The sequence below is a fragment of the Cupriavidus sp. FW305-26 genome, assembly GCF_058787975.1.
In genome coordinates this window covers 39,028-58,690 of record NZ_JBYTAH010000051.1, presented here as the reverse complement: position 1 = coordinate 58,690, position 19,663 = coordinate 39,028, and the positions used below count along the sequence as shown (strand labels likewise).

The following is a 19,663-nucleotide window of genomic DNA, read 5'->3' as shown; positions in this document are numbered from 1 at the left end:
CGTCCGCAAAGTCTTTGCGGACGCAAGCCTGCCAACATTCAGCCTTCAATACCAGACGTCGTCAATTGAGCGCTTACCGTCGCATCGGGCCGGATGGCGCCGAGGAGGATGTGCCGCTTACCCATGTGCATGTTGGTGATCTGCTACGGGTTCGGCCCGGGGAGAAGGTGCCAGTGGATGGCATCGTGACCGAGGGCAGTAGTTCAGTGGACGAAGCGATGATCACTGGTGAATCGATGCCGGTCAGCAAGCGCGAGGGCGACCATGTCATTGGCGCCACGATGAATACCTCGGGCAGTCTGATCATTCGCTCGGAGAAGGTTGGTTCGCAGACGGTGCTGTCGCAGATCGTGCAGATGGTGGCACAGGCGCAACGATCGAAGGCCCCGATGCAGCGCATGGCCGACAAGGTTGCGGGGGTGTTCGTACTCGGTGTCATCGGCGTTGCCGTGGTGACGTTCTTTGCCTGGGGAATGTTCGGTCCGCAGCCCAGCTGGGTGTTCGGCCTGATCAATGCCGTTGCGGTACTGATCATCGCCTGCCCCTGTGCGTTAGGGCTGGCCACGCCGATGTCGATCATGGTTGCCAGCGGCAAGGGCGCCAGCAACGGAGTGTTGTTCCGCGACGCCGCAGCCATCGAGAACCTGCGCAAGGTGACCACGCTGATCGTCGACAAGACCGGTACGCTGACCGAGGGCCGGCCGGCCTTCGAGCGCGCGACTGGCGCAAACGGCTATGCCGACGAGGAGGTCCTGCGCCTGGCGGCAAGCCTGGACCAAGGCAGTGAACACCCCCTGGCGGCCGCGCTGGTGGACGCGGCCCATGCCCGTGGCCTGTCGCTGGAGAAGCCACAGGACTTTGAATCGAGCACAGGCATCGGCGTGCGGGGTACGGTAGCTGGGAAGACACTCGCCATCGGTAATACGGCCCTGATGGAGGCCGACGGCATCGACACTGAGGCGCTGCGCGCCCAAGCCGATACGCTGCGCGCGCAAGGCGCGAGCGTCATGTATCTTGGCGTCGATGGCCGCCTGGCTGGCCTGCTCGCGGTGTCGGATCCCGTCAAAGATTCCACGCCGCAAGCGCTGGCGAGCCTGAAGGCGGAAGGCATCCGCGTAGTCATGGCCACCGGAGACGGTGTGGCCACCGCGAAGGCGGTCGCCGCAAGGCTGGAGATTGCGGAGGTCCACGGCGAAGTGAAGCCCGCAGACAAGCTCCACCTGGTTAGCCAGCTGCAGCAAGGCGGTGCGGTGGTCGCCATGGCCGGGGATGGCATCAATGATGCGCCGGCGCTCGCCAAGTCGGATGTGGGCATTGCCATGGGCACTGGCACCGATGTTGCGATGAACAGTGCCCAGGTGACGCTGGTCAAAGGCGATCTGCGCGGCATTGTGCGCGCGCGCGCACTGTCTGAGGCGACGATCCGCAACATGAAACAGAACCTTGGCTTCGCGTTCATCTATAACGCGCTTGGGGTACCGTTGGCCGCAGGCGTGCTGTACCCGTTCACCGGCTTGCTGCTGTCGCCTATGATTGCCGCGTTGGCGATGAGTCTAAGCTCGGCGTCGGTGATCTCGAATGCGCTGCGCCTACGCCGGGCGGATATCTGAGCAAGCGATGACGCCGCCCGTACTTACTCGTCAATCGACATCAATGGCTTTTTTAGGAGGATCAATGAAATATCTGTTGAGCACTGTCGCGTTCCTCGCGGTCGCCGCCGGCGCGCATGCGGCCTCGCCGACGCTAATGGTGTACAAGGACCCCAATTGTGGCTGCTGTGAAGAATGGGTCAAACACGTCAACCAGGCCGGCCTCCGTACCAAGGTGATTCATTCGTCCGACATGACGGCAATGAAGACCAAGCTCGGTGTACCGGCCCAGTTCGGCTCCTGCCATACCGCGGTGATCGATGGCAGCGCTCAGTTGGTGGAGGGCCATGTGCCGGCGACAGCAGTCCGAAAGCTCGTCGCCCATCCGACCCTGAAAGGTGTCGCCGTGCCCGGCATGCCGGCGAACTCGCCTGGCATGGGGCGGATGGACGGCAACCTGGTGACCGTTGATTTCAGCGGTAAGCCATTCTCAAAAGACTAGGGGCCCGGTCTGGCAACGCGGCCAGCGCTGCCAGACAAAGCATATGGAAGAGTCAAACAAGTCGCGCTGGATCGCGGCGTGCCTACTGGTGGTGGGCGCAGCGGCTGCCACCGGGATTGCACTGAAGACCAAACGTTATCTGGAGGCGCCGGCTACTCAGACGAGTCCTGCTGAGGCGCGCCAGCTGCGCATCGATGCGACAGATCCCGAACTCCTTGTCCGAGGCAAGCAACTGTACGCCCAGACCTGCGCGTCATGCCATGGCACCAAGCTGGACGGCCAGCCCAATTGGCGTGAGCGGCTTGCAAACGGCCGTATGCCAGCGCCACCGCACGATGCGTCGGGCCATACCTGGCACCATGCCGACGCGGTGCTGTTTGCCATCACGAAGCACGGGCTCGTTGCTGGCGTGACCGCGCCCAAAGGCTATGTGAGCGACATGCCAGCGTTTGCCCAGTCGATGCCCGATGACGACATCATCGCCGTGCTCGCCTACATCAAGAGCACTTGGCCGGAAAAAATGGCTGCGGCGCAGCGCGAAGCGACCGATCAGTATGCGAGCCCCAAATAGGCGACGGCAACGACGTTCGCTGCTGGGCAACTGCATGGGCGCTGCGGCTAAACGGCGAGGCCCTGTCGCCGTGCTCAGGCGACTGCAGGCGTACCACGCAGCGCCCGCGCACCACCAGTGCGGGTGCCTGCGCACCATCTGCCTACCGCAGGTGGCCGGCTTGCTTGCATTCGCCCTCTCTGCATCGCGGACAGGGACTCTCGTCCCGTTCCTGACGGGCGCTTTCTATTGGAGGGCTGCCCGGCGCCAGGACTGGTCCGCAGGGCGCGTGCCACCGCGCCGATGACCACAATGGGTCATCGGCCCAGACTCTGCGCTGGGGGAACAGCTTATCTAGCCCAGACGAGATACAGAGCCCCCAGCAGGACGAGCGCCACTCCAATGATCAAGTAATAGCGAACGCCGTGTAGGGGCTGGTCCGGGCGGCATGGCTGGTGGAAGAGAAGTCTCATGGCCGTTGAGGAAAGTAGGGCATTGCCCTATGGTAGACCCACCGCCGGTGATTTACCTTGACGTCTCTGCACTGCGGTCATTGAATCAATGCTGAAGCGCGTCGCCAAGAGAGCGGAACCATCCGCCAATTCAGTCCTAGGGGTCTCTGGAGACAACGATGCTGACACCACATGAAGTCGCCACACTCATGCTGATCGAAGACGCAGCACCCAATCTCGCCGACCTCGATCGCGCGGCGATCGAGGCATTGGTCGAGCGGCAGCTGGTGCATCTGGAAAAATTGGGTTACGGCGATCGTCTCCACATCACGACGCGGGGGAGCAATATTCTGCATGCTCTCGCCAAATTGCATTAGACCACGCTTTGCTGGCTTGCAAGCGCGCATGCGCAGCCAAGGCCACGCGTCCAGCGTTGCGGAGCAGGCTGCGATATGGCTAGACCGTCGTTGCTCTCCGCATCTGCAAGCGCCAATGCCTCGGCGGCCAACATCGCGCTGACGGGGGATGGCTGCCAACGTGTCGCACAGCCCCAGTTGGCAACTACCACGTCATGCGCTGCCCCGAAAAAGGGGGTTCGGCGCGATGACGGCCGTGATGCCTTTGGCTTCTGGCAGATCCGGCAGAAGGAAGCCCAGTTCAACTGCCGATCGTCCACTATTGGTAGTCATAAAGCTCCAAGCCACTGTGCGGTTAGCGCCGCGGAACGCGACGGTTTCACCGGAGGTCACGTTAACGTATCGCATCCCTGGCCGCAGCGTGATTGAACGAGTCGCCGTCTCGACGGCAGCGACCGTACCATACAAATCGGCCCTAGCAGGTGGTAAAGGCGCACACGCCGAGGCCATGCCGAAGGCCGAGAGTGCAAGCGCGATCCGCAAGGCCTGCTTCGTAGTCATGATCAGACTCCCTATCGATTAGCGGCAAGGTCTAATGGACCCACGCCTTTGCGACAACCCAGCTTCCAATCTCGCCGAGAAGGCACGCAGTCGGGCCAACAAGGCTGATCTATCGGCAAGGCTGGCAACGCCACCGACACCGGAGCGCTAGTTGCCGTACGATCTAGTCTAATCAGGGCATCCCAACGATGCCGTTGCCCGAACGTTACATTCTCGTCAGGAAACATTCGAGTCCACGTCATGCCCCACAGGTTTGCCGGCAAAAGACCACGCTTCCGGTCCGGTCTGCTGCGCGGCTTGGTCCGGAGCGAGGGTGAAGAACCTCCAGTGCAATGGCGTGCGCCCGTGATGATGGCACCATGATCCAACTATCCGCTGCCGATGCGTGAGCGTCGTTGAGGGTTTTGGATCGAGTTGGAATTTCACGGCGGCGCGGACGGCGAGATCGCCCCGGACCATCGGCATCGACGACGGGCACCGACGACGTCACTTCGCAGCGGTCGACACGCGCCTTCTACGTAAAGTCTACGTCCTGGCGGAGCCCGGCCCGCCGCGGACGCGCCAAACCGGCGTCGCGCTTTACTTGACGGCCACCTTGCCGACCATGCCGGCTTCGAAATGGCCCGGTACCAGGCAAGCGAAGTCGACGGTCCCGGGCCCATCGAACTGCCAGACGAGCGCGCCTTTCTGGCCGGGCGCAAGGGTAATCTGATTCGCGCCGCCGTGCTTGGCAGGGGTCGTGCTGCGCATCATCTGCGCGTGCTGCTTCAACTCACTGGCGTTGCCGATGACCATTTCGTGCTCGACCTTGCCGACATTGCGGACGACGAAGCGCACGGTTTCACCGCGCTTGACGGCAATCGACGCGGGCGTGAAGCGCATCGTGTCGGCCATTGCCACGTCAATCGTACGGCTCACCTTCGCGGGATTGCCCGGTTGGCCCGCGGCGGACGTTGCGGCAGCGCCGTGGCTCGCATGGCTGTCCATGCTGCCGGCGGCCAAGGCCAGCATCGGTGACATGCCCAGCACCAGCAGTAGTTGCTTGATGGTCTTCATGGCATCTCCTTGGCGGTTGATAGAGACAAAGGGGGCGCAGCCAGGCCGCGCAGTTGTCGACGAAGACGCTACATGCCTGCAGGCGACAGGATGCCCAAGGTCGCGACGAGCGCCAGGATAAGCGTCGCGGCGCTGGTCTCGAACATCAGACTACGTCGCAGCGTACGAACGGCCACGGCATGATTGCCGCTTCGCATGGCCTGCTCCAGCTGCGGACTGAGGCGAAAGCGATTGGCCGCGGCCAGAGCAAGCATCGAGCCGAACAGCGCCAGCTTGAACACCAGCAGGCCACCGTACGAGGTGAGCGACAGATCCGGCAATTCAGGCCCGATGATCAACCAGTAGTTCACCGCGCCGGTGAGGGTCAGCGTCACGACGACGATGGTGCCCACCTGCGCGAACCCATTCGACGTGCGGCTCAACAAGGCGACCTTTGCAGGCGTGGCCGAGGCGCGCGCTAACAAGACGAATGCCAGGAGCGCGCCCACCCAGGCACCCGCGGCCATCAAATGGGCGATATCCGAGGTCAGGTGAATGTAGCGCCGCACGCCATCATCCATGGCGCCGTGTCCGCCCCAGGCAAGCGTCGACAATGCGATGCCGCCTGCGGCAGTCAATACCCCGAACTGAAGCGCCGGCCGCCGGCGAGCAAACAAGGCGACCACGACGCAGAGGAGCAGGGCAACTAGGCGCGCGGCCCAGGCCGCGCCAAAATCGGTGCCCGTCACAATCATTTCGAAGACATGGCCCTGCAGTTCGCCGTACGACGATGCCCCAGTCATGCCCTTGGCCATGATGGCAATATTGGCGAGCGACAGGACAACCCCCAGTGCCGCGAGAGCCATGCAGATCGTCGCAAAGCGCGCGCCAAGCCGCGACGACAGTTCATCACGGCGTAAGGCATACAGACCGAACAATGGCAGTCCGAACAGCGTGGTCAGGTCGAAATAGAGTGCGAAGCGCACTGCAACAGTTGCCCAGTCCATCTGCGGATCACTTGACGGTGAACGCGATATTGCCGTTGATCGGATGCGTGTCGGACGACACGGCACGCCAATCCACGCGATAATTGCCCGGGGTCAGCGTCTGGGCCGGGGTGATGACCATCGTCTTGGGATCATCGCTGCCCGAGACCTTGGCGGCAACCTTCATCGGCGCATGGCTGGACATCCCGGGCATGCCGGTCATGACGAGACTGGCGCCGGAGAACTGGGTCGCCAAGTTTTCCGAGAACTTCAGTTCGATCTTCTGCGGCGCCGACACTTCGGCCTTGTCGGCGGGCGTGGACGAAACCAGCTTCGGATGGGCGAAGGCGACGGAACTGGCCAGCACGGCTGCGACAGCCAGGGTGGCACGGATGGTGAAGCGGGGCGCTTGCATGGTGAACTCCAAGTTAAAGCGTGGTTAAAAGGCGTGGTTAGAACCACATGCGAACACCCGCCACGAAGCGAGTTTCGCCACTACGGCCGCCTGAGGCGCGAACCATGTCGGCGGTATTGCCAAAGGTCTGAAACCGTTCGATGCCGATGTACGGGGCAAATTGGCGGCTGAACTCGTAGCGCAGACGCAGTCCCACCGCGCCGTTGGAAAGCCCGCTGCCCACGCCGACCGCGGGGTCGTTCTTGCCGTAAAGGTTGGCCTCGATTCTTGGCTGCAGAATCAGGCGCTGGGTAATCAGCAGCTCGTACTCGGCTGACAGGCGCAGCGCAGTACGGCCTTCCGTGCCGATATAGCCGGTTGCGTCGACCTCGAACCAGTACGGCGCCAGGCCCTGCACGCCGAAGGCCAGCCAGTTGCGGGTCGGCCGGTCATAGCCGGCATCGTTGCGGATACCCAGCTGTGTGTCCCAATACGTGGCGATCGCATGGCCCCACAGCAGCTCGGTGCGGGCCTCCGGAATCCTGCGCTTCTCGGATTCCCCCTCGGCCTTGATGACTAGCTTGTTAAAGCTGCTGCCGATCCACGCTTGCGCCTCGTAGGCGGCGGCATTGCTTTCGTTACCTTTGACCCACTCCAGCCGGTCAACCAGCACCGAGGCGAACAGGTGCTCGTCGGCCATGTGCAGCGACCGGGCCGTTCCGACGGCGTACTGGCCCACACCGAGCTGGTAGCCGCCCGAGTAGCCGTGCGGATCGCGCGCATCGGCGGGAGCGCTTCCGCCTTGCATCTGCATGTCGCCATGGTCCATACCCTGCATCTTGCTGTGGTCCATGCCCTGCATCGAGTCCTTGCCCTGCATCTGGCTGTGGTCCATGCCCTGCATCGACTCCATGCCTTGCATCTGGCTATGGTCCATGCCCTGCATCGACTCCACGCCTTGCATCTGGCTATGGTCCATGCCCTGCATCGAGTCCATGCCCTGCATCTGGCCATGGTCCATGGCTTGCGTGCCAGGCGACTTTGCTTTTGGCGTAGGTTTCGCCTTTTCAACAGCTGTGGACGAGGATCCTGCCTGACTATCGGGTGTGTGGGCGTGTTGCGCCCAAGCGGCGCTCATGCCCGCGGACGCAAGCAACGCGGCCAGTACTGTTCTTGTTGGTTTATGCATGTGCGTATTCGATTAAGAGGTCAGGCCACCACCACTTCGCGGAACATCCCTGCATCCATGTGCAACATCAGGTGGCAGTGCCACGCCCACCGGCCCAATGCGTCGGCAGTGACCAGGAAGCTGATGCGCTGCGCCGGCTGTACGGCAATGGTGTGCCGACGCGCCTGGAACGAGCCGTCCGGCGCCTCGAGTTCGCTCCACATGCCGTGCATGTGCATCGGGTGCGTCATCATCGTATCGTTGTGGAGAATGACGCGCAGTCGCTCGCCGTACTTGAAGTAGACCGGGGTCGATTTCCCGAACTCCACCCCATCAATGGACCAGGAGTACCGCTCCATGTTTCCGGTCAAGTGCAGCTCCACCTCGCGCCCCGGACCGCGCTTGTCCAAGGGACCCCCAATGGTGTGCTGGTCGGCCAGCGTCAGCACACGGCGCCCGGTGTTGCGCAAACCGATGCCGGGGTCATCGAGGTTGGTGCGCGCCATGTCGACGCGCATATCCGTGGTGGCGCCATATTCAGTCTTCGCGTGGCGCGCCTTGGTACTGGGGACCTTCAGCGATGCGGCAGCGTCCATGCTAGCCATGCCGCCCATGGCGTGCTGGCTATGATCCATCGTCATGGCCCCATGACTCATGCCGCCCATGGAGCCATGATCCATGCCTTGCATGCCAGCGTGGCTCATGCCCTGCATGGCCATACCACCGTGATCCATCCCGCCCATGCCACCGTGATCCATGCCGCCCATGCTGCCCATCATGTCTGCCATCGTGAGCCACTGCGGCTTGTCGACCGCCGGCACCGGCGCAGTCAGTCCCTCGCGCGTCGCCAGGGTGCCGCGGGCATAGCCAGTGCGGTCCATCGACTGCGAAAAGATCGTATAGGCGTCGTCGCGAGGCTCGACCACCACGTCACAGGTCTCGCCCGGGCCGAAGCGGAACTCGTCCACGGTCACCGGATCGATGTTCTGTCCATCGACTTGGATGACCTTGAGCTTCAGGCCGGGAATGCGCACGTCGTAGAACGTGTTGCCCGCGCCATTAATGAACCGCAGACGGATCTTCTCGCCGGGCTTGAACACGCCGGTCCAGTTACCGGCCGGCGTGACGCCGTTGGTGAGGAAAGTCAGCGTGGCACCCGAGAGGTCCGCCAGATCGGTCGGGTTCATGCGCATCTCTTGCCACATCTTGCGCTTGGCGAGCGCGCTCTTCATCCCTTCGTTGGAGACGTCGCGGAAGAAATCGATAACCGTCGGCTGGTTATAGTTGTAGTAATCGCTCTGCACCTTCAGCTTCGAGAGCACGCGCATCGGATCTTCATCGGTCCAGTCCGAGAGCAGTACCGTGTAATCGCGATCGGCCCGCACGCCATCCACGCCGCGGGCCGGATCGATGACAATGCCGCCATACACGCCGGTCATCTCCTGGAAGCCCGAGTGCGAGTGATACCAATAGCTGCCAGTCTGGTCGACCTTAAAGCGGTAGGTGAAGGTCTCGCCCGGCGCGATGCCGGCAAAGCTGATGCCCGGCACGCCGTCCATCTGAAACGGCAGAATGATCCCGTGCCAATGAATCGACGTGTGTTCGCGCAACCGGTTCGTCACCCGGATCGTCACCGTCTCGCCTTGCCGCCAGCGCAGCGTGGGCCCCGGCAACATGCCGTTGATGGTGGTCGCCACCCGCGGGGTTCCGGTGAAGTTGACCACCGACTCGCCGATCACGAGGTCGAATTCGGTCCCGCGCAGCACGGGTGAAGTGCCGAATGAGGCATTTGGCGGCCGCTCCGACGCCTGCGCCCAGGCGCTGGCGCCAAGACCAGACAGTCCCGCCATCACGCCGCCGGCGGCCAGACCCTGTACAAAACGGCGGCGCGGCAGGTTAGGCAGCACAAGGCCAGACGGTCGATCACGTCGCATGAAATTAGTCCTTTTTGCTCGAATGGCCGCGTCCGAAGGCGGCATGCAGAGAGTAACGAGAGCGAGGCTACCGTCAACTTACCCAAACATTACATTCCGGTAAGGTTGAGGTCACTGCCAGAGCCTCTGGGTAGACTACCCCGTATAGAGTTGGCCCAGGGGGCTGGCACATAATCGAAAAAAATAGGGGGAGGGCTCGAAGATGAAGCTGCTGGTGGTAGAGGATGAATCCAAGACCGGCGAGTACCTGCGCCAGGGGCTGACCGAGGCCGGCTTCGTGGTCGACTTGGTCGCCAACGGGCTGGACGGACAGCACCTGGCGCTCAATGAGTCGTATGACCTGATTATCCTCGATGTCATGCTACCGGATCTCGATGGCTGGCGCATTCTGCAGACCATTCGTGCCGCGGACAACCCGGTCCCGGTCTTGTTCCTGACCGCCCGCGACAGCGTGGCCGACCGGGTCAGGGGGTTGGAGCTGGGCGCAGACGACTACCTGGTGAAGCCCTTCGCTTTCTCGGAGTTGCTGGCCCGGGTCCGCACGCTATTGCGTCGCGGTACCGTACAGCTGGCGATGGACCGCATCCAGGTGGGCGACCTGGTGCTGGATCTGGGCAGGCGTCGCGCGTCTCGTGGCGGGCGCCGCATTGCGCTGACCAGCAAGGAATTCGCACTGCTCGAGTTGCTCGCCCGCAGGCGCGGAGAGGTCCTGCCGCGCTCGTTGATTGCCTCCCAAGTCTGGGACATGAACTTTGACAGCGACAGCAATGTGATCGATGTTGCCATTCGCCGCTTGCGGGCGAAGATCGATGATGATTTCGACACCAAGCTGATTCAGACCGTTCGCGGCATGGGCTACGTCCTGGAAGCGCCGGAGGAGCAGGCATGAAGCATCGCCTGTCGTTGACGATGCGCCTGACCATCCTGTTTTCGCTCTCGTCGGCCGTCGTACTGCTCGGTCTGGGCGTGCTCATTTGGCTGGCGATGGATCGCCATTTCACCAACGAGGATTATGTGGTGCTCGGCGACAACATTCGCCTGATCCAAAAGATTGCGCAGGAAACCCCGGCCGATCGTTTGCCCGAGCGGCTCAAGGAAATGGTCGATCACCACCCCGGCTTCGTCGCGCAGGTGCAGACCGCTCACGGTCATAGTCTGTATGCCACCCAGGGCTTCGATTTTGGGGCAGCTTTCGAGGCCATCGCGCAGAAGTCCGCAACCGACGACACCTTTGTCTGGCAGGAGGGCGCGCAGGAATACCGTGGCATGCGCGCCCAGGTGGGAGTCTCCGATACGCGGGTCGGGCCGTTGAGCGTCGTGGTCGGCATGGACACGGAAATTCACGACCATTTCATGCATGCATTCCGCCAATCGCTGGCGTTTTATACGACCCTGGCGGTCGTGGCCTCCGGCCTCTTTGGCTGGTGGGCCGCGCGACGCGGGCTGGCACCGTTGCGCATGATGGCGTCACGTGCCAAGGACGTAACCGCGAACAAGCTGGACGCGCGCATGCCGGTGGAAGCCGTGCCGGTCGAGATGGCGGATCTGGCTGCAACGTTGAACGCGATGCTGGAACGGTTGCAGGATGACTTCCGACGATTGTCGGAATTCTCTTCCGACCTGGCCCACGAACTGCGCACGCCGATCACCAACCTGATGACCCAGACCCATGTCGTGCTGGCGCAGCCCCGCGACGCCGCCAAATACCGCGAGGTCCTTGCCTCCAATGCGGAGGAGTTGCAGCGGCTTGGGCGGATGGTCTCCGACATGCTGTACCTGGCAAAGATGGAGCATGGCATCACGCTGCCCAACGAGGAAGCGATCAACGTGGCCGATGAAGTGCGGGCGTTGTTCGACTTCTATGATGCGCTGGCGGAGGACAAGGGCGTGAATCTGCGGCTGCAGGGGCAGGCAAGAATTGCTGGCGATCGCCTGATGCTGCGTCGCGCGCTCAGTAACCTGCTTTCCAACGCGCTGCGCTATACGCCCCAGGGCAAGCAGATTGTCGTGGAGGCGCGCGAGCAGTCGGGCCACGCCACCATCGTGGTGGAGAACGAAGGCGAGGAGATCAGCGCCGAGTTGCTGCCCTCGCTCTTCGACCGCTTCTTCCGCGCGGACAAGTCACGGACCCGGGCGGAGGACTCCGATAGCGTGGGCTTGGGCCTTTCCATCACGCAAGCCATTATGGTTGCCCACGGCGGCCAGATCTCGGCCGAATCGTCCGGCGGCAAGACGCGTTTCGTCTTGACGTTTCCGCGCCAGCGCAGCGAGGCTCGCAGCTAGCCGCCTTTTTGCACCGGCGGCGCCAGCCTCGGGTGAGGCCAATGTAAAAATAGCCACGGCGCAACGCCGTGGCTACTGGTCCTTCGGTAAAAGGACCTTTCAACCGTTTGGCCGTCGATGGCTTGGACTTAGAACTTATGCCGCACGCCCAGCACCACGCCGGTCTGATTGTCGCCCGGCGCCACATTGACGGGCGCGCCACTGCTGGCGTTGAAGCCGTTCAGCCCGAGCTGCGAGCCTCCCTTGTTGCGCACGTAACCGACATTGAAGTACACGTCGGTGCGCTTGGAGAAGGCGTAATCGGTGGATGCCACAAACATCAGCGGATCTGCCCCGGAGCCACGCACATCCGTGTAGTACGCTACGCCAGTGAGGGACAAGGCCGAGGTCAGCTGATAGCGTAGGCCCGCCCAATACAGGTTGGAGCGCGTGTCGGTGGCGGAGGCCGAGATATTGCCGTTGAACCAACGGTAACCGGCGTACAGCTTCGCCGGACCGATCCCATAACTCACGGCCACGAGCGCACGCCGGTCCTTCAGCCCTTGCGAGGCCACCGTTGGGCCCCGGTATTCGTCGTAAAGAGCGCCCACGGAAAACGGCCCGAACGCATACATCAGGCCCGCGCTCATCTCCCTGTCCACCTTTGGCTCGCCGGGGACTTCGCCGCCGTTGGTACGCCCGAAGCTGTAGAGCGCCATGGCGGTCAGGCCGCCAAAATTGCCCTTGTATTTGATGGAATTGTCCGCGCGCCCGGCAATGGTGTCATCGCTCTTGTAGAGCGAGTAGCGCGGCGCGAACCCCATTGGATCAAACTGGATGGCCGTATCGTAGAGCACCGTTGTCTGACGCCCCAAGGTCAGCTGACCGTACGGGCTGGACAGCCCCACCAGGGCGCCGCGGTCAAACAAGCGTTCGGCGCTGCTCAATTGGGCGGTATCGAGCGAGAAGCCGCTCTCGAGCTCGAACACGGCCTTAAGGCCGCCACCCAGATCCTCGGTTCCCCGCAGGCCCCAGCGCGAGGTCGACATGCTGCCGGCGGACATGCGCACCAGGTTGCTACCGCCGCTTGATGACGGCGCGTTCGACAAGTATTCGATCCCGGCATCGGCCACGCCGTACAGCGTGACACTTGACTGAGCATAAGTGCCAAGCGACAGCGACCCCAGCAGCATGCCAGCGGCGGTCATTCCTGTTCTTCTCATGGCGTCTCCAATTCGACACGTTTTTTGGAATGCAACAGAAATTGAAGTCTAGGGAGACGAAGATTACCGCAACATTGCGAGGAAGTTACATTGAGGCTGCCCACGAAACTTGAGCGCCGCCGCAAGGTCACACCACGCCCTTCGGGCGACGGCGGCAGCGTCGCGGCGCCCGATAGCGCCTCAGCTCGCTCGCGCTGTCGTCTGCTCTTGACGGGTCTGATGGTAAGCAGGGTCGTTCTCTCAGGGATGGTTGCCGAAAGGCTGCTGCATCATGGTCGGCCAGAGGCGGCTGGATTCGCGTCGACGACGGCCGCGAACGCGATTGAGCCATTCACACACCCCAGGCCACGCGCCCTTCGGCGAGCGGCCAATTGGCGGTGGACTTCAATGAATGACGCGGACATGACGAATCTGTCAGGGAAACTCCCTCCGCCGCTAGCCGTGCGTGGAACTCCAGGGAGTCGGAGTCACTACCGAAAAAAGACCGTACCTGATGCTGACTCGACTAACCGCCGGTAAGGGGAACTCGCTCCGCTTAACATAGACCCGGATTCCCTGAGCTTCCGGTATTGACTCAAGGAATGTCCAGGCCACGGTCTGTGCCCCGGCTTTGAATGCCACAGTTTCGCCCGAGTTCACGTTCACATATTTCATACCCGAAGCTAGCGTAATCGTCCTGGTCGCCGTCGGGACCGGCGCTGGGCTTCCGAATAGAGTCATGACCAAGGCAACGCTTCTTCGCGCGCTTTCATTCTCCTTACTGGGTCTCGCCTCGGCGTGCGCGCCGATGACGCCGACGCAACGGGCCGCTCATGTCGGGCAGAATTGTACTCATCTGGACCGAAGTGCCGTGGATTGGACATGCCGGCCTTACTTGGTCTTCTTGAAGAGGAGGCGTGCGGCATCATGAGGCGACGATCAAACTTGCGGCAGGCTCGACATGTGCCATGCCGAGTGCGCATCTTGTACCCAGAAATGCCGATCAGGTTGTCGCCGGTACCACAGCGATCCTGTTGTAGTTGAGCCGCCGATGTCGTGACCCTTTGCTAGCTTGACCGACGCGGCATATTTGCAAATTCTCCGATGGAGATAGACTGCGGCTCGCCTTGATAGATGGCCTTCCGGCGATTGGGCGACTAGCCGCCGCCAAATAGCGTACTCGGCTCAATAATGACGGGGATACCTTTCGCTTCCGGTAGGCTCGGCAAGCTGAAGCTCATGTCGACAGACGTTCCTCCGATAGCCTCCAGGAACGTCCAGCCGACAGTCTGATTGCCAGCGCGGAAGGCGACTGTTTCACCAGACGCGACTCGCAACGTTCTTATCTCTGGTGTCAACGTCACGCGCCGAGAGGCTGACTCGACGGGCGCTGGACTCCCGAAAAGTGCGGGCGTCTGGTTTACGGGGATCATAGTGGCTGGCTCTTGCTCGCGTACATGCTCGAGCCAGTTATCGCCTCCGTCACCTAGCGACTTGTCGGCACCCCACGCCGACGAGCCGCCAAGGAATGAAAGTACGAGTGCGGTAATGATTGTTTTCTTCATGCTCATGATTGGCCCCGTGCATGGCAACAAAGCTAGTTTTTGCCTGAATTCAGTTTAATGGGCCAATGCCAACGATATGATGACCAAGACATTACGTTTTCAATCCGCACGGCGTCAAGCGCAAGCTTTGGGTGCCGGAGGCAACGAAAGCTTGTAATCTTTTGGTAATGGGACTGTCAGGCTCAAAGTCTTAAATTCCCTGCTTTGTCGCAGGGAACAATGGACGCCGCCCGCCAAGCTCTGCTAAGCGATTTCGTCTGATATCGGTATGGACCGTTTGGAGACGTCTCCACATGTTTAGCACACCGGCGCTGGCTTCGCCCAAGGGAGACCGAAATTGATCCTCATCCGAGCAGGTTTCGCGGCATTGCTTGCCTTCGCGAGTGCTTCGGCGTCGGCACACGTGCCAATCCTCGATCTCGATCGCGGGCCTTCCGCCTTCTTGCCCAATCCCGTGTCAGGGGTGGAGTCCCGACCGGCACAGTGGGTCATCGATGTCGCGGGTCAGGCCAATTCGACGTGGAGGCGACAGCTTGTCACGGGGGAAGGCTGTGTCCTCGTCTTGCGGAATGCCGGCGAGGAACCGGCCGGCGTAACCATTGTCATTTCCCAGGATGACGCCGGACAGCCGATGCCCGGCACCCAACCTGTTTCGTTTCGGATTGCGGGACATGGCCGCCATGCCTTGATTCTGCAGGCATCCAGGCCGTTGCGCGTGTCCGTGTACGCGGAGGGCAAATAAGGCAATGAGGGGATATCGACGGTGCCACGAACCGCCAGCCGAGGCGCCGAAGCGGTCGGTTCCCGCGCACGATCGCTTCCGCTGTGGCCATTCGGGCCGGCGTCTACCTCCTAGCCGCCTTCGCGGTGCCCCTTGATCAGGGCATCGTCAAGGCGGAACACCTCGTTTCCCTTCATGAGGATCTTGTTGCCGTCCTTGGTTTCCATGACTTTGCCTTGGGGCATGTTCACGGCCTTGCCGAACTTGTTCTCCATGCCCATCTTCCCATCTTTGAAGACATGGACCTTTGAGCCGTCCTTGAGCTCATAGGTTTTGACGACGTTACTCTGGTCCACCGCGGAAGCGGTAAACGATAGTGCGCCAATCAGTGTGGCAACAGCAAGTTTGCTTTTCATCTCAAGGCCTCCTTGGTTCCATAACACAACATACAGCACGCCCCCCCCGGACTGGCTAGGTGCGAGGGTGACAGAGACAGAGTCTCATCGCTGAGGCGGTGAAGCAGGGCGCGCCTGCTCGCAGTCACGTTTCGAGCGTCCCTGATCTCGCGATGACTGCGTTGGCTGCGAGTTTCCTGAAGCGCTGCCGCGATGCTTGAACAACCGGTGTCTTGGGTTCACGGCAAGCGCATACCGCAACGCCTTCCTGTCGGCCTGCTCGGCATGAGGCGGCGTGGATATGAAGCTTTGGTTGCCGCAGGAGTGCGCTTCGATCGGAACAGAGCCTCGCTCCTCCTGGCACCCTAGGCGCAAGTCATTCCCAATATCGCTCATAGGCTCCCAGGCAAGACGGATGGCCAGGATTGGACCGGGCATCATCCCCAACGTCACGCCGCTGAGCAGGACGAGGAACCTTCCGACAGTCATTCTTCATTCCTGGACGAGTTGACCGGCCTGTGCCTCCTGCTGTCGGAAAATGGCCGTGTGGATAGCGGCAGCGCGGCGTCACAGTCCGCCACATGCAGCATAAGCGATATTGGAAGCCTTGCCCGCCGCGCTCGAGGGTTGATACGAAATGTAATCCCCCGGAAAGCTTACCGTCATCCACGCCCAGCGCTGGCCCAATGGGTGGCCGTGGCGTCGAAGCCGCGACTACCTGCAGCGCCGGACCACAGTCCCCTTCAAGCGACGACGCCGTGTGACCGAACGAGGATTGAGTTGCCCATTAAGGGACTGCTCCGGGCGTTTTTCCGCTGAGCTCAGAACCAGATGCGCACGCCGGCGACGATTTGCTTGTCGGTGGTCCGCTCACCGGCAGCTCGCGCCAGGTCTGCGGTATTGCCCAACTTCTTACCCCAAACCACGCCGATGTAGGGGGCGAACTGCCGTCGGATTTCATAGCGCAGGCGCAATCCGATCTTCAGGTCCGACGGGCCGCTACCAATGCCGCGCGCCTCGTCCCTCTTGCTGTAGGCGTTCGCTTCGAAGTCCGGCGTCAGAAGCAGGCGTTGCGTGAAACGGATATCGTAGGTCGCGCGCAACCGGGCCGCAGCGCGTCCGGAGACGCCCACGTAAGCCGTGGCTTCTATGTCGAACCAGTATGGTGCGAGGCCTTGTACGCCAAAGGCTCCCCACGTCCGCGCCGGGCCATTGCCAAAGTCTTGCCGCACACCCAGCTGCCAGTCCCAGAAGGTCGCAAAGGCATGCCCCCACAAGGCCTCGGCTCTGGCTTGCTCGGTCTTGCCGTAGAGGCGCGACCCCTCCGACTTGACCCAGAGCCGGTTGAGATCGCTGCCGACCCAGGCGAGCATGTCCCAGGCAAGACCCGATGCGCCAGGTGCCTTGACATATTCCAGCCGATCGAACAGAACCTGATAGAAAATGTCGTCATCGGCCATGGTGTCGCCCGGCATCGGTATGCCCTTGTCCGGATCTACCATCGGCACGGGCGGTTCGTCTACCTGGATGATCGTGTTCGCGCCGGCAGAAGGAGAGGGCGCGGCCGCCGGGCTGCCAGGCTGCCCCGACGGCCGCTCTTGAGGGCTCGCCGGCGGTGCCATCGGCTCACCATGCGCCATGCCTGGCATCGGCCCCACACCCGGCCCCATGTGTGGCGCCATCGGCTGGGCCTGCGCGCTGTTGAGCCCAGCGCCGGCCAACAGCGCGACGCCGCCCAGCAGGAACCAGCGCCAGTTCAGCGCGTGAAGCTTCCGGGGCTCTGGCAGCGTGCTCATCTTGGTTAGGCGACGACGACTTTGCGGAACATGCCGGCTTCCATGTGATAGAGCAAGTGGCAGTGAAAGGCCCATTGCCCGGGCGCATCGGCGGTGACCAGAAAACTGACCTTCTTGGACGGCTGAACGTTGATGGTGTGCTTTCTGACGAGCGCCATACCCTCGTCGTTTTCCAGCTCACTGAACATCCCATGCAGGTGCATGGGATGGTTCATCATGGTGTCATTAACCAGCGTGATGCGTAGGCGCTCGCCGTAGTAAAGCCGGATCGGCTCGGCCTGAGAGAATTTCTTGCCATCGATGCCCCAAATGAAGCGGTGCATGTTGCCGGTCAGTCGGAGCTCCAGTTCGCGGCCTGGTGGGCGCTTGTCGATTACGGGGCCGAGTGTCTTCAGGTCGGCGTAGGTCAGCGCCCGCCTGCCGTTGTTGCGCAGTCTCGGTCCCGGATCCGACAATGCACCCGAGGGATTCATGGAACGCATGTCGACTTGCGGCCCCATGTCACTCATGTTCATGCCGCCCATCCCACCCATGCTGTGCCCCATCTCGCTGCTCGCCTTCTGCATGCCAGGCATGGCGGCGGGCTTACTATGATCCATCCCGGCCATGCCAGACCTAGGCACCATGGGCTGCATCCCTTGCATGCCCGACATGGCGTCCATATCCATGCCCGGCATGCCCATGTGCCCCGTGTGCTTGTGGCCCATCTCCATGCCATCCATGCCCACGTCGCCCATGCCCATGTCCGCCATGGTCAACCAGGTCTTCGGATCCAGCCTGGGGACCTGCGCGCGCATGCCTGGCTCAGGTGCAAGCGTCGCGCGGGCGTAGCCGCTGCGGTCCATCGATTGCGCAAAGATCGTGTAGGCCTTGTCGTCTGGCATCTGCACCACCACGTCGTAGGTCTCCGCCACGGCGATGCGGATCTCCTCAACCTGTACCGGTTCGACATCCTGCCCATCGGCCGACACCACGGTCAGCTTGATACCTGGGATGCGCACATCGAAGGTCGTTGTCGCCGACCCGTTAATAAGACGTAGCCGCACGCGCTCGCCCGCCTTGGCCACGGCAGTCCAGTTCGCATCCGGCGTGGTGCCATTGACCAGGTAGGTATAGGTGGCTGCCGAGATGTCGGCCAGATCGGTGGGATTCATCCGCATCTGGTTCCACATGGCGCGTTTGGCCAGTGCCTGGGACAGTCCGATCTGGGACACGTCGCGCGCGAAATCGCCCACCGTCGGCATCTGAAAATTATAGAAGTCGCTCATCTTCTTTAAATGCGCGAACACCATCTCTGGATTCTCATCCGTCCATTCGCTGAGCATCACGACATAGTCGCGATCGACCTTGATTGGGTCCGGATGCATCGGCTCGATGACGAGCGGTCCGTACAAGCCGGTCTGCCCCTGGAAGCGGGTATGCGCGTGGTACCAATAGGTGCCGGCCTGCCGGACCTGAAAGCGATACACGAACGTCTCGCCGGGGCCGATGCCGGGAAAGGAGATCCCCGGCACGCCGTCCATTTGGAACGGCAGCAGAATGCCATGCCAGTGAATCGACGTTTGGGTATCGAGAAGGTTAGTCACGCGCAGCATGACCTCGGTGCCTTGCTGCCAGCGCAGGATCGGCGCGGGGATGGAGCCATTCACGCTGGTGGTTGGCCGGCTACGGCCAGTGAACGACATTGGCGTCGCGCCGATGACTAGGTCGAACGCCGTGCCCGTCAGCACCACCGGATGGTCCTGATTCTTCAGGGCCCAAACGGCTCGTGGATAGGCACCGACGCTTGCCAGGCCGCTACCCGCCATTAGGCTTCCCAGCAGCCGGCGGCGGCTCAGTGAAACGGGGGAAACGGCATGGCTAAAGCGTTCGAACACGTTGCCTCCTCACGCATGGTCAAGCGTCCCCTTAGCATAGTGTGCGCCACGTCTAAGCAAAAGCTTCTTTGACGCCATCAATGATGTACAAAACAGGGCTGGCAATCATTGCGTCATCGTCGCGTAATGCTCCCGTAAGGTGTGGGCGCCCATGCCGCCGTTTGAATCCTCTGGCGCGCGAATTGCTCCCGCTTGGGTGGCGTCCCAAGCGCGCCCTGAATTCACTAAGGAGCTTTGCCATGCCACACGAAAACTATGTATCTTGTATTAACGCGCATGTAACGCCTGCGCGGTCGCGTGTCATCACTGCGCGGCGTC

19 protein-coding genes are annotated in these 19,663 nt (G+C 62.0%); 7 read left to right on the top strand and 12 right to left on the bottom strand.

Translation table 11 applies throughout. From position 1 onward, the window contains the following. The 4 genes from AC3WQZ_RS24620 to AC3WQZ_RS24605 form a co-directional block, all read left to right on the top strand. On the top strand, window positions 1-1,610 hold a 1,610-nt coding region (locus tag AC3WQZ_RS24620), incomplete at its 5' end, for a copper-translocating P-type ATPase (RefSeq protein ID WP_492301421.1). Window positions 1,611-1,674: 64 nt separating this feature from the next. After that, window positions 1,675-2,091, top strand: a complete 417-nt coding sequence (locus AC3WQZ_RS24615; RefSeq protein WP_454751265.1) for a DUF411 domain-containing protein — start codon at window positions 1,675-1,677, stop codon at window positions 2,089-2,091. A gap of 43 nt (window positions 2,092-2,134) precedes the next feature. After that, window positions 2,135-2,662: a c-type cytochrome gene (locus AC3WQZ_RS24610; RefSeq protein ID WP_454751264.1), complete on the top strand. Its 528-nt coding sequence runs from the start codon at window positions 2,135-2,137 to the stop codon at window positions 2,660-2,662. Window positions 2,663-3,272: 610 nt separating this feature from the next. Beyond that, the gene (locus AC3WQZ_RS24605; RefSeq protein WP_454751263.1) at window positions 3,273-3,470 is read left to right on the top strand and encodes a hypothetical protein; all 198 of its coding nucleotides are present in this window, start codon (window positions 3,273-3,275) and stop codon (window positions 3,468-3,470) included. Between the two features lie 192 nt (window positions 3,471-3,662). Here AC3WQZ_RS24605 and AC3WQZ_RS24600 read toward each other — a convergent pair whose 3' ends face one another. The 6 genes from AC3WQZ_RS24600 to AC3WQZ_RS24575 form a co-directional block, all read right to left on the bottom strand. Then, window positions 3,663-4,010, bottom strand: a complete 348-nt coding sequence (locus AC3WQZ_RS24600) for a CzcE family metal-binding protein (RefSeq protein ID WP_454751262.1) — start codon at window positions 4,008-4,010, stop codon at window positions 3,663-3,665. A 579-nt stretch (window positions 4,011-4,589) separates the two neighbouring features. After that, window positions 4,590-5,066, bottom strand: coding sequence for a cupredoxin domain-containing protein (locus AC3WQZ_RS24595; protein ID WP_454751261.1), 477 nt, complete (start codon window positions 5,064-5,066; stop codon window positions 4,590-4,592). Window positions 5,067-5,134: 68 nt separating this feature from the next. After that, on the bottom strand, window positions 5,135-6,052 hold the full coding sequence (gene copD, locus AC3WQZ_RS24590) for a copper homeostasis membrane protein CopD (RefSeq protein ID WP_454751260.1): 918 nt from the start codon (window positions 6,050-6,052) through the stop codon (window positions 5,135-5,137). Between the two features lie 7 nt (window positions 6,053-6,059). After that, entirely contained in the window at window positions 6,060-6,446 is a 387-nt protein-coding gene (copC, locus tag AC3WQZ_RS24585) for a copper homeostasis periplasmic binding protein CopC (RefSeq protein ID WP_454751259.1), read from the bottom strand. Window positions 6,447-6,483: 37 nt separating this feature from the next. Then, window positions 6,484-7,413, bottom strand: coding sequence for a copper resistance protein B (locus tag AC3WQZ_RS24580; RefSeq protein WP_454751286.1), 930 nt, complete (start codon window positions 7,411-7,413; stop codon window positions 6,484-6,486). 221 nt (window positions 7,414-7,634) lie between these two features. After that, window positions 7,635-9,527, bottom strand: coding sequence for a copper resistance system multicopper oxidase (locus AC3WQZ_RS24575; RefSeq protein ID WP_454751258.1), 1,893 nt, complete (start codon window positions 9,525-9,527; stop codon window positions 7,635-7,637). Window positions 9,528-9,729: 202 nt separating this feature from the next. Here AC3WQZ_RS24575 and AC3WQZ_RS24570 point away from each other — a divergent pair, with 202 nt between their 5' ends. After that, on the top strand, window positions 9,730-10,416 hold the full coding sequence (locus AC3WQZ_RS24570) for a heavy metal response regulator transcription factor (RefSeq protein ID WP_454751257.1): 687 nt from the start codon (window positions 9,730-9,732) through the stop codon (window positions 10,414-10,416). Next, window positions 10,413-11,810, top strand: a complete 1,398-nt coding sequence (locus AC3WQZ_RS24565; protein ID WP_454751256.1) for a heavy metal sensor histidine kinase — start codon at window positions 10,413-10,415, stop codon at window positions 11,808-11,810. Before AC3WQZ_RS24570 ends, AC3WQZ_RS24565 begins: the two co-directional genes overlap by 4 nt. Window positions 11,811-11,938: 128 nt before the next feature. Here the strand turns inward: AC3WQZ_RS24565 and AC3WQZ_RS24560 are convergent, their stop codons facing one another. The 3 genes from AC3WQZ_RS24560 to AC3WQZ_RS24550 all read right to left on the bottom strand — a co-directional run bounded on the left by AC3WQZ_RS24560 (window position 11,939) and on the right by AC3WQZ_RS24550 (window position 14,562). Beyond that, entirely contained in the window at window positions 11,939-12,997 is a 1,059-nt protein-coding gene (locus AC3WQZ_RS24560) for a porin (RefSeq protein WP_454751255.1), read from the bottom strand. A gap of 450 nt (window positions 12,998-13,447) precedes the next feature. Then, window positions 13,448-13,732 carry a CzcE family metal-binding protein gene (locus AC3WQZ_RS24555; protein ID WP_454751285.1) on the bottom strand — a complete coding sequence of 95 codons (285 nt, stop codon included), beginning with the start codon at window positions 13,730-13,732 and terminating at the stop codon, window positions 13,448-13,450. A 416-nt stretch (window positions 13,733-14,148) separates the two neighbouring features. After that, window positions 14,149-14,562 (bottom strand): CzcE family metal-binding protein, encoded by a 414-nt coding sequence (locus tag AC3WQZ_RS24550; RefSeq protein WP_454751254.1) that lies wholly within the window; start codon window positions 14,560-14,562, stop codon window positions 14,149-14,151. 331 nt (window positions 14,563-14,893) lie between these two features. On the opposite strand from AC3WQZ_RS24550, the gene AC3WQZ_RS24545 reads away from it, so the two are divergent. Further along, on the top strand, window positions 14,894-15,298 hold the full coding sequence (locus tag AC3WQZ_RS24545) for a hypothetical protein (RefSeq protein WP_454751253.1): 405 nt from the start codon (window positions 14,894-14,896) through the stop codon (window positions 15,296-15,298). Window positions 15,299-15,408: 110 nt separating this feature from the next. Here AC3WQZ_RS24545 and copK read toward each other — a convergent pair whose 3' ends face one another. The 3 genes from copK to AC3WQZ_RS24530 form a co-directional block, all read right to left on the bottom strand. Beyond that, complete coding sequence (copK, locus tag AC3WQZ_RS24540; RefSeq protein WP_454751252.1) at window positions 15,409-15,693, bottom strand: periplasmic Cu(I)/Cu(II)-binding protein CopK; 285 nt, start codon at window positions 15,691-15,693, stop codon at window positions 15,409-15,411. A gap of 800 nt (window positions 15,694-16,493) precedes the next feature. Continuing rightward, complete coding sequence (locus AC3WQZ_RS24535) at window positions 16,494-17,468, bottom strand: copper resistance protein B (protein ID WP_454751251.1); 975 nt, start codon at window positions 17,466-17,468, stop codon at window positions 16,494-16,496. Window positions 17,469-17,473: 5 nt separating this feature from the next. After that, window positions 17,474-19,345, bottom strand: a complete 1,872-nt coding sequence (locus AC3WQZ_RS24530; RefSeq protein WP_492301416.1) for a copper resistance system multicopper oxidase — start codon at window positions 19,343-19,345, stop codon at window positions 17,474-17,476. Window positions 19,346-19,663 lie beyond the last annotated feature (318 nt).

What these genes read in the sequence shown, in the direction of transcription:
- AC3WQZ_RS24565 (WP_454751256.1), top strand. Translation starts at nt 10,413, where the DNA reads ATGAAGCATCGCCTGTCGTTGACGATGCGCCTGACCATCCTGTTTTCG.
- AC3WQZ_RS24555 (WP_454751285.1), bottom strand. Translation starts at nt 13,732, where the DNA reads ATGACTCTATTCGGAAGCCCAGCGCCGGTCCCGACGGCGACCAGGACG.
- AC3WQZ_RS24595 (WP_454751261.1), bottom strand. Translation starts at nt 5,066, where the DNA reads ATGAAGACCATCAAGCAACTACTGCTGGTGCTGGGCATGTCACCGATG.
- AC3WQZ_RS24580 (WP_454751286.1), bottom strand. Translation starts at nt 7,413, where the DNA reads ATGCAGGGCATGGACCATAGCCAGATGCAAGGCGTGGAGTCGATGCAG.
- AC3WQZ_RS24535 (WP_454751251.1), bottom strand. Translation starts at nt 17,468, where the DNA reads ATGAGCACGCTGCCAGAGCCCCGGAAGCTTCACGCGCTGAACTGGCGC.
- copD (WP_454751260.1), bottom strand. Translation starts at nt 6,052, where the DNA reads ATGGACTGGGCAACTGTTGCAGTGCGCTTCGCACTCTATTTCGACCTG.
- AC3WQZ_RS24570 (WP_454751257.1), top strand. Translation starts at nt 9,730, where the DNA reads ATGAAGCTGCTGGTGGTAGAGGATGAATCCAAGACCGGCGAGTACCTG.
- AC3WQZ_RS24615 (WP_454751265.1), top strand. Translation starts at nt 1,675, where the DNA reads ATGAAATATCTGTTGAGCACTGTCGCGTTCCTCGCGGTCGCCGCCGGC.
- AC3WQZ_RS24610 (WP_454751264.1), top strand. Translation starts at nt 2,135, where the DNA reads ATGGAAGAGTCAAACAAGTCGCGCTGGATCGCGGCGTGCCTACTGGTG.
- copK (WP_454751252.1), bottom strand. Translation starts at nt 15,693, where the DNA reads ATGAAAAGCAAACTTGCTGTTGCCACACTGATTGGCGCACTATCGTTT.
- AC3WQZ_RS24575 (WP_454751258.1), bottom strand. Translation starts at nt 9,527, where the DNA reads ATGCGACGTGATCGACCGTCTGGCCTTGTGCTGCCTAACCTGCCGCGC.
- AC3WQZ_RS24605 (WP_454751263.1), top strand. Translation starts at nt 3,273, where the DNA reads ATGCTGACACCACATGAAGTCGCCACACTCATGCTGATCGAAGACGCA.
- AC3WQZ_RS24600 (WP_454751262.1), bottom strand. Translation starts at nt 4,010, where the DNA reads ATGACTACGAAGCAGGCCTTGCGGATCGCGCTTGCACTCTCGGCCTTC.
- AC3WQZ_RS24560 (WP_454751255.1), bottom strand. Translation starts at nt 12,997, where the DNA reads ATGACCGCCGCTGGCATGCTGCTGGGGTCGCTGTCGCTTGGCACTTAT.
- AC3WQZ_RS24550 (WP_454751254.1), bottom strand. Translation starts at nt 14,562, where the DNA reads ATGAGCATGAAGAAAACAATCATTACCGCACTCGTACTTTCATTCCTT.
- copC (WP_454751259.1), bottom strand. Translation starts at nt 6,446, where the DNA reads ATGCAAGCGCCCCGCTTCACCATCCGTGCCACCCTGGCTGTCGCAGCC.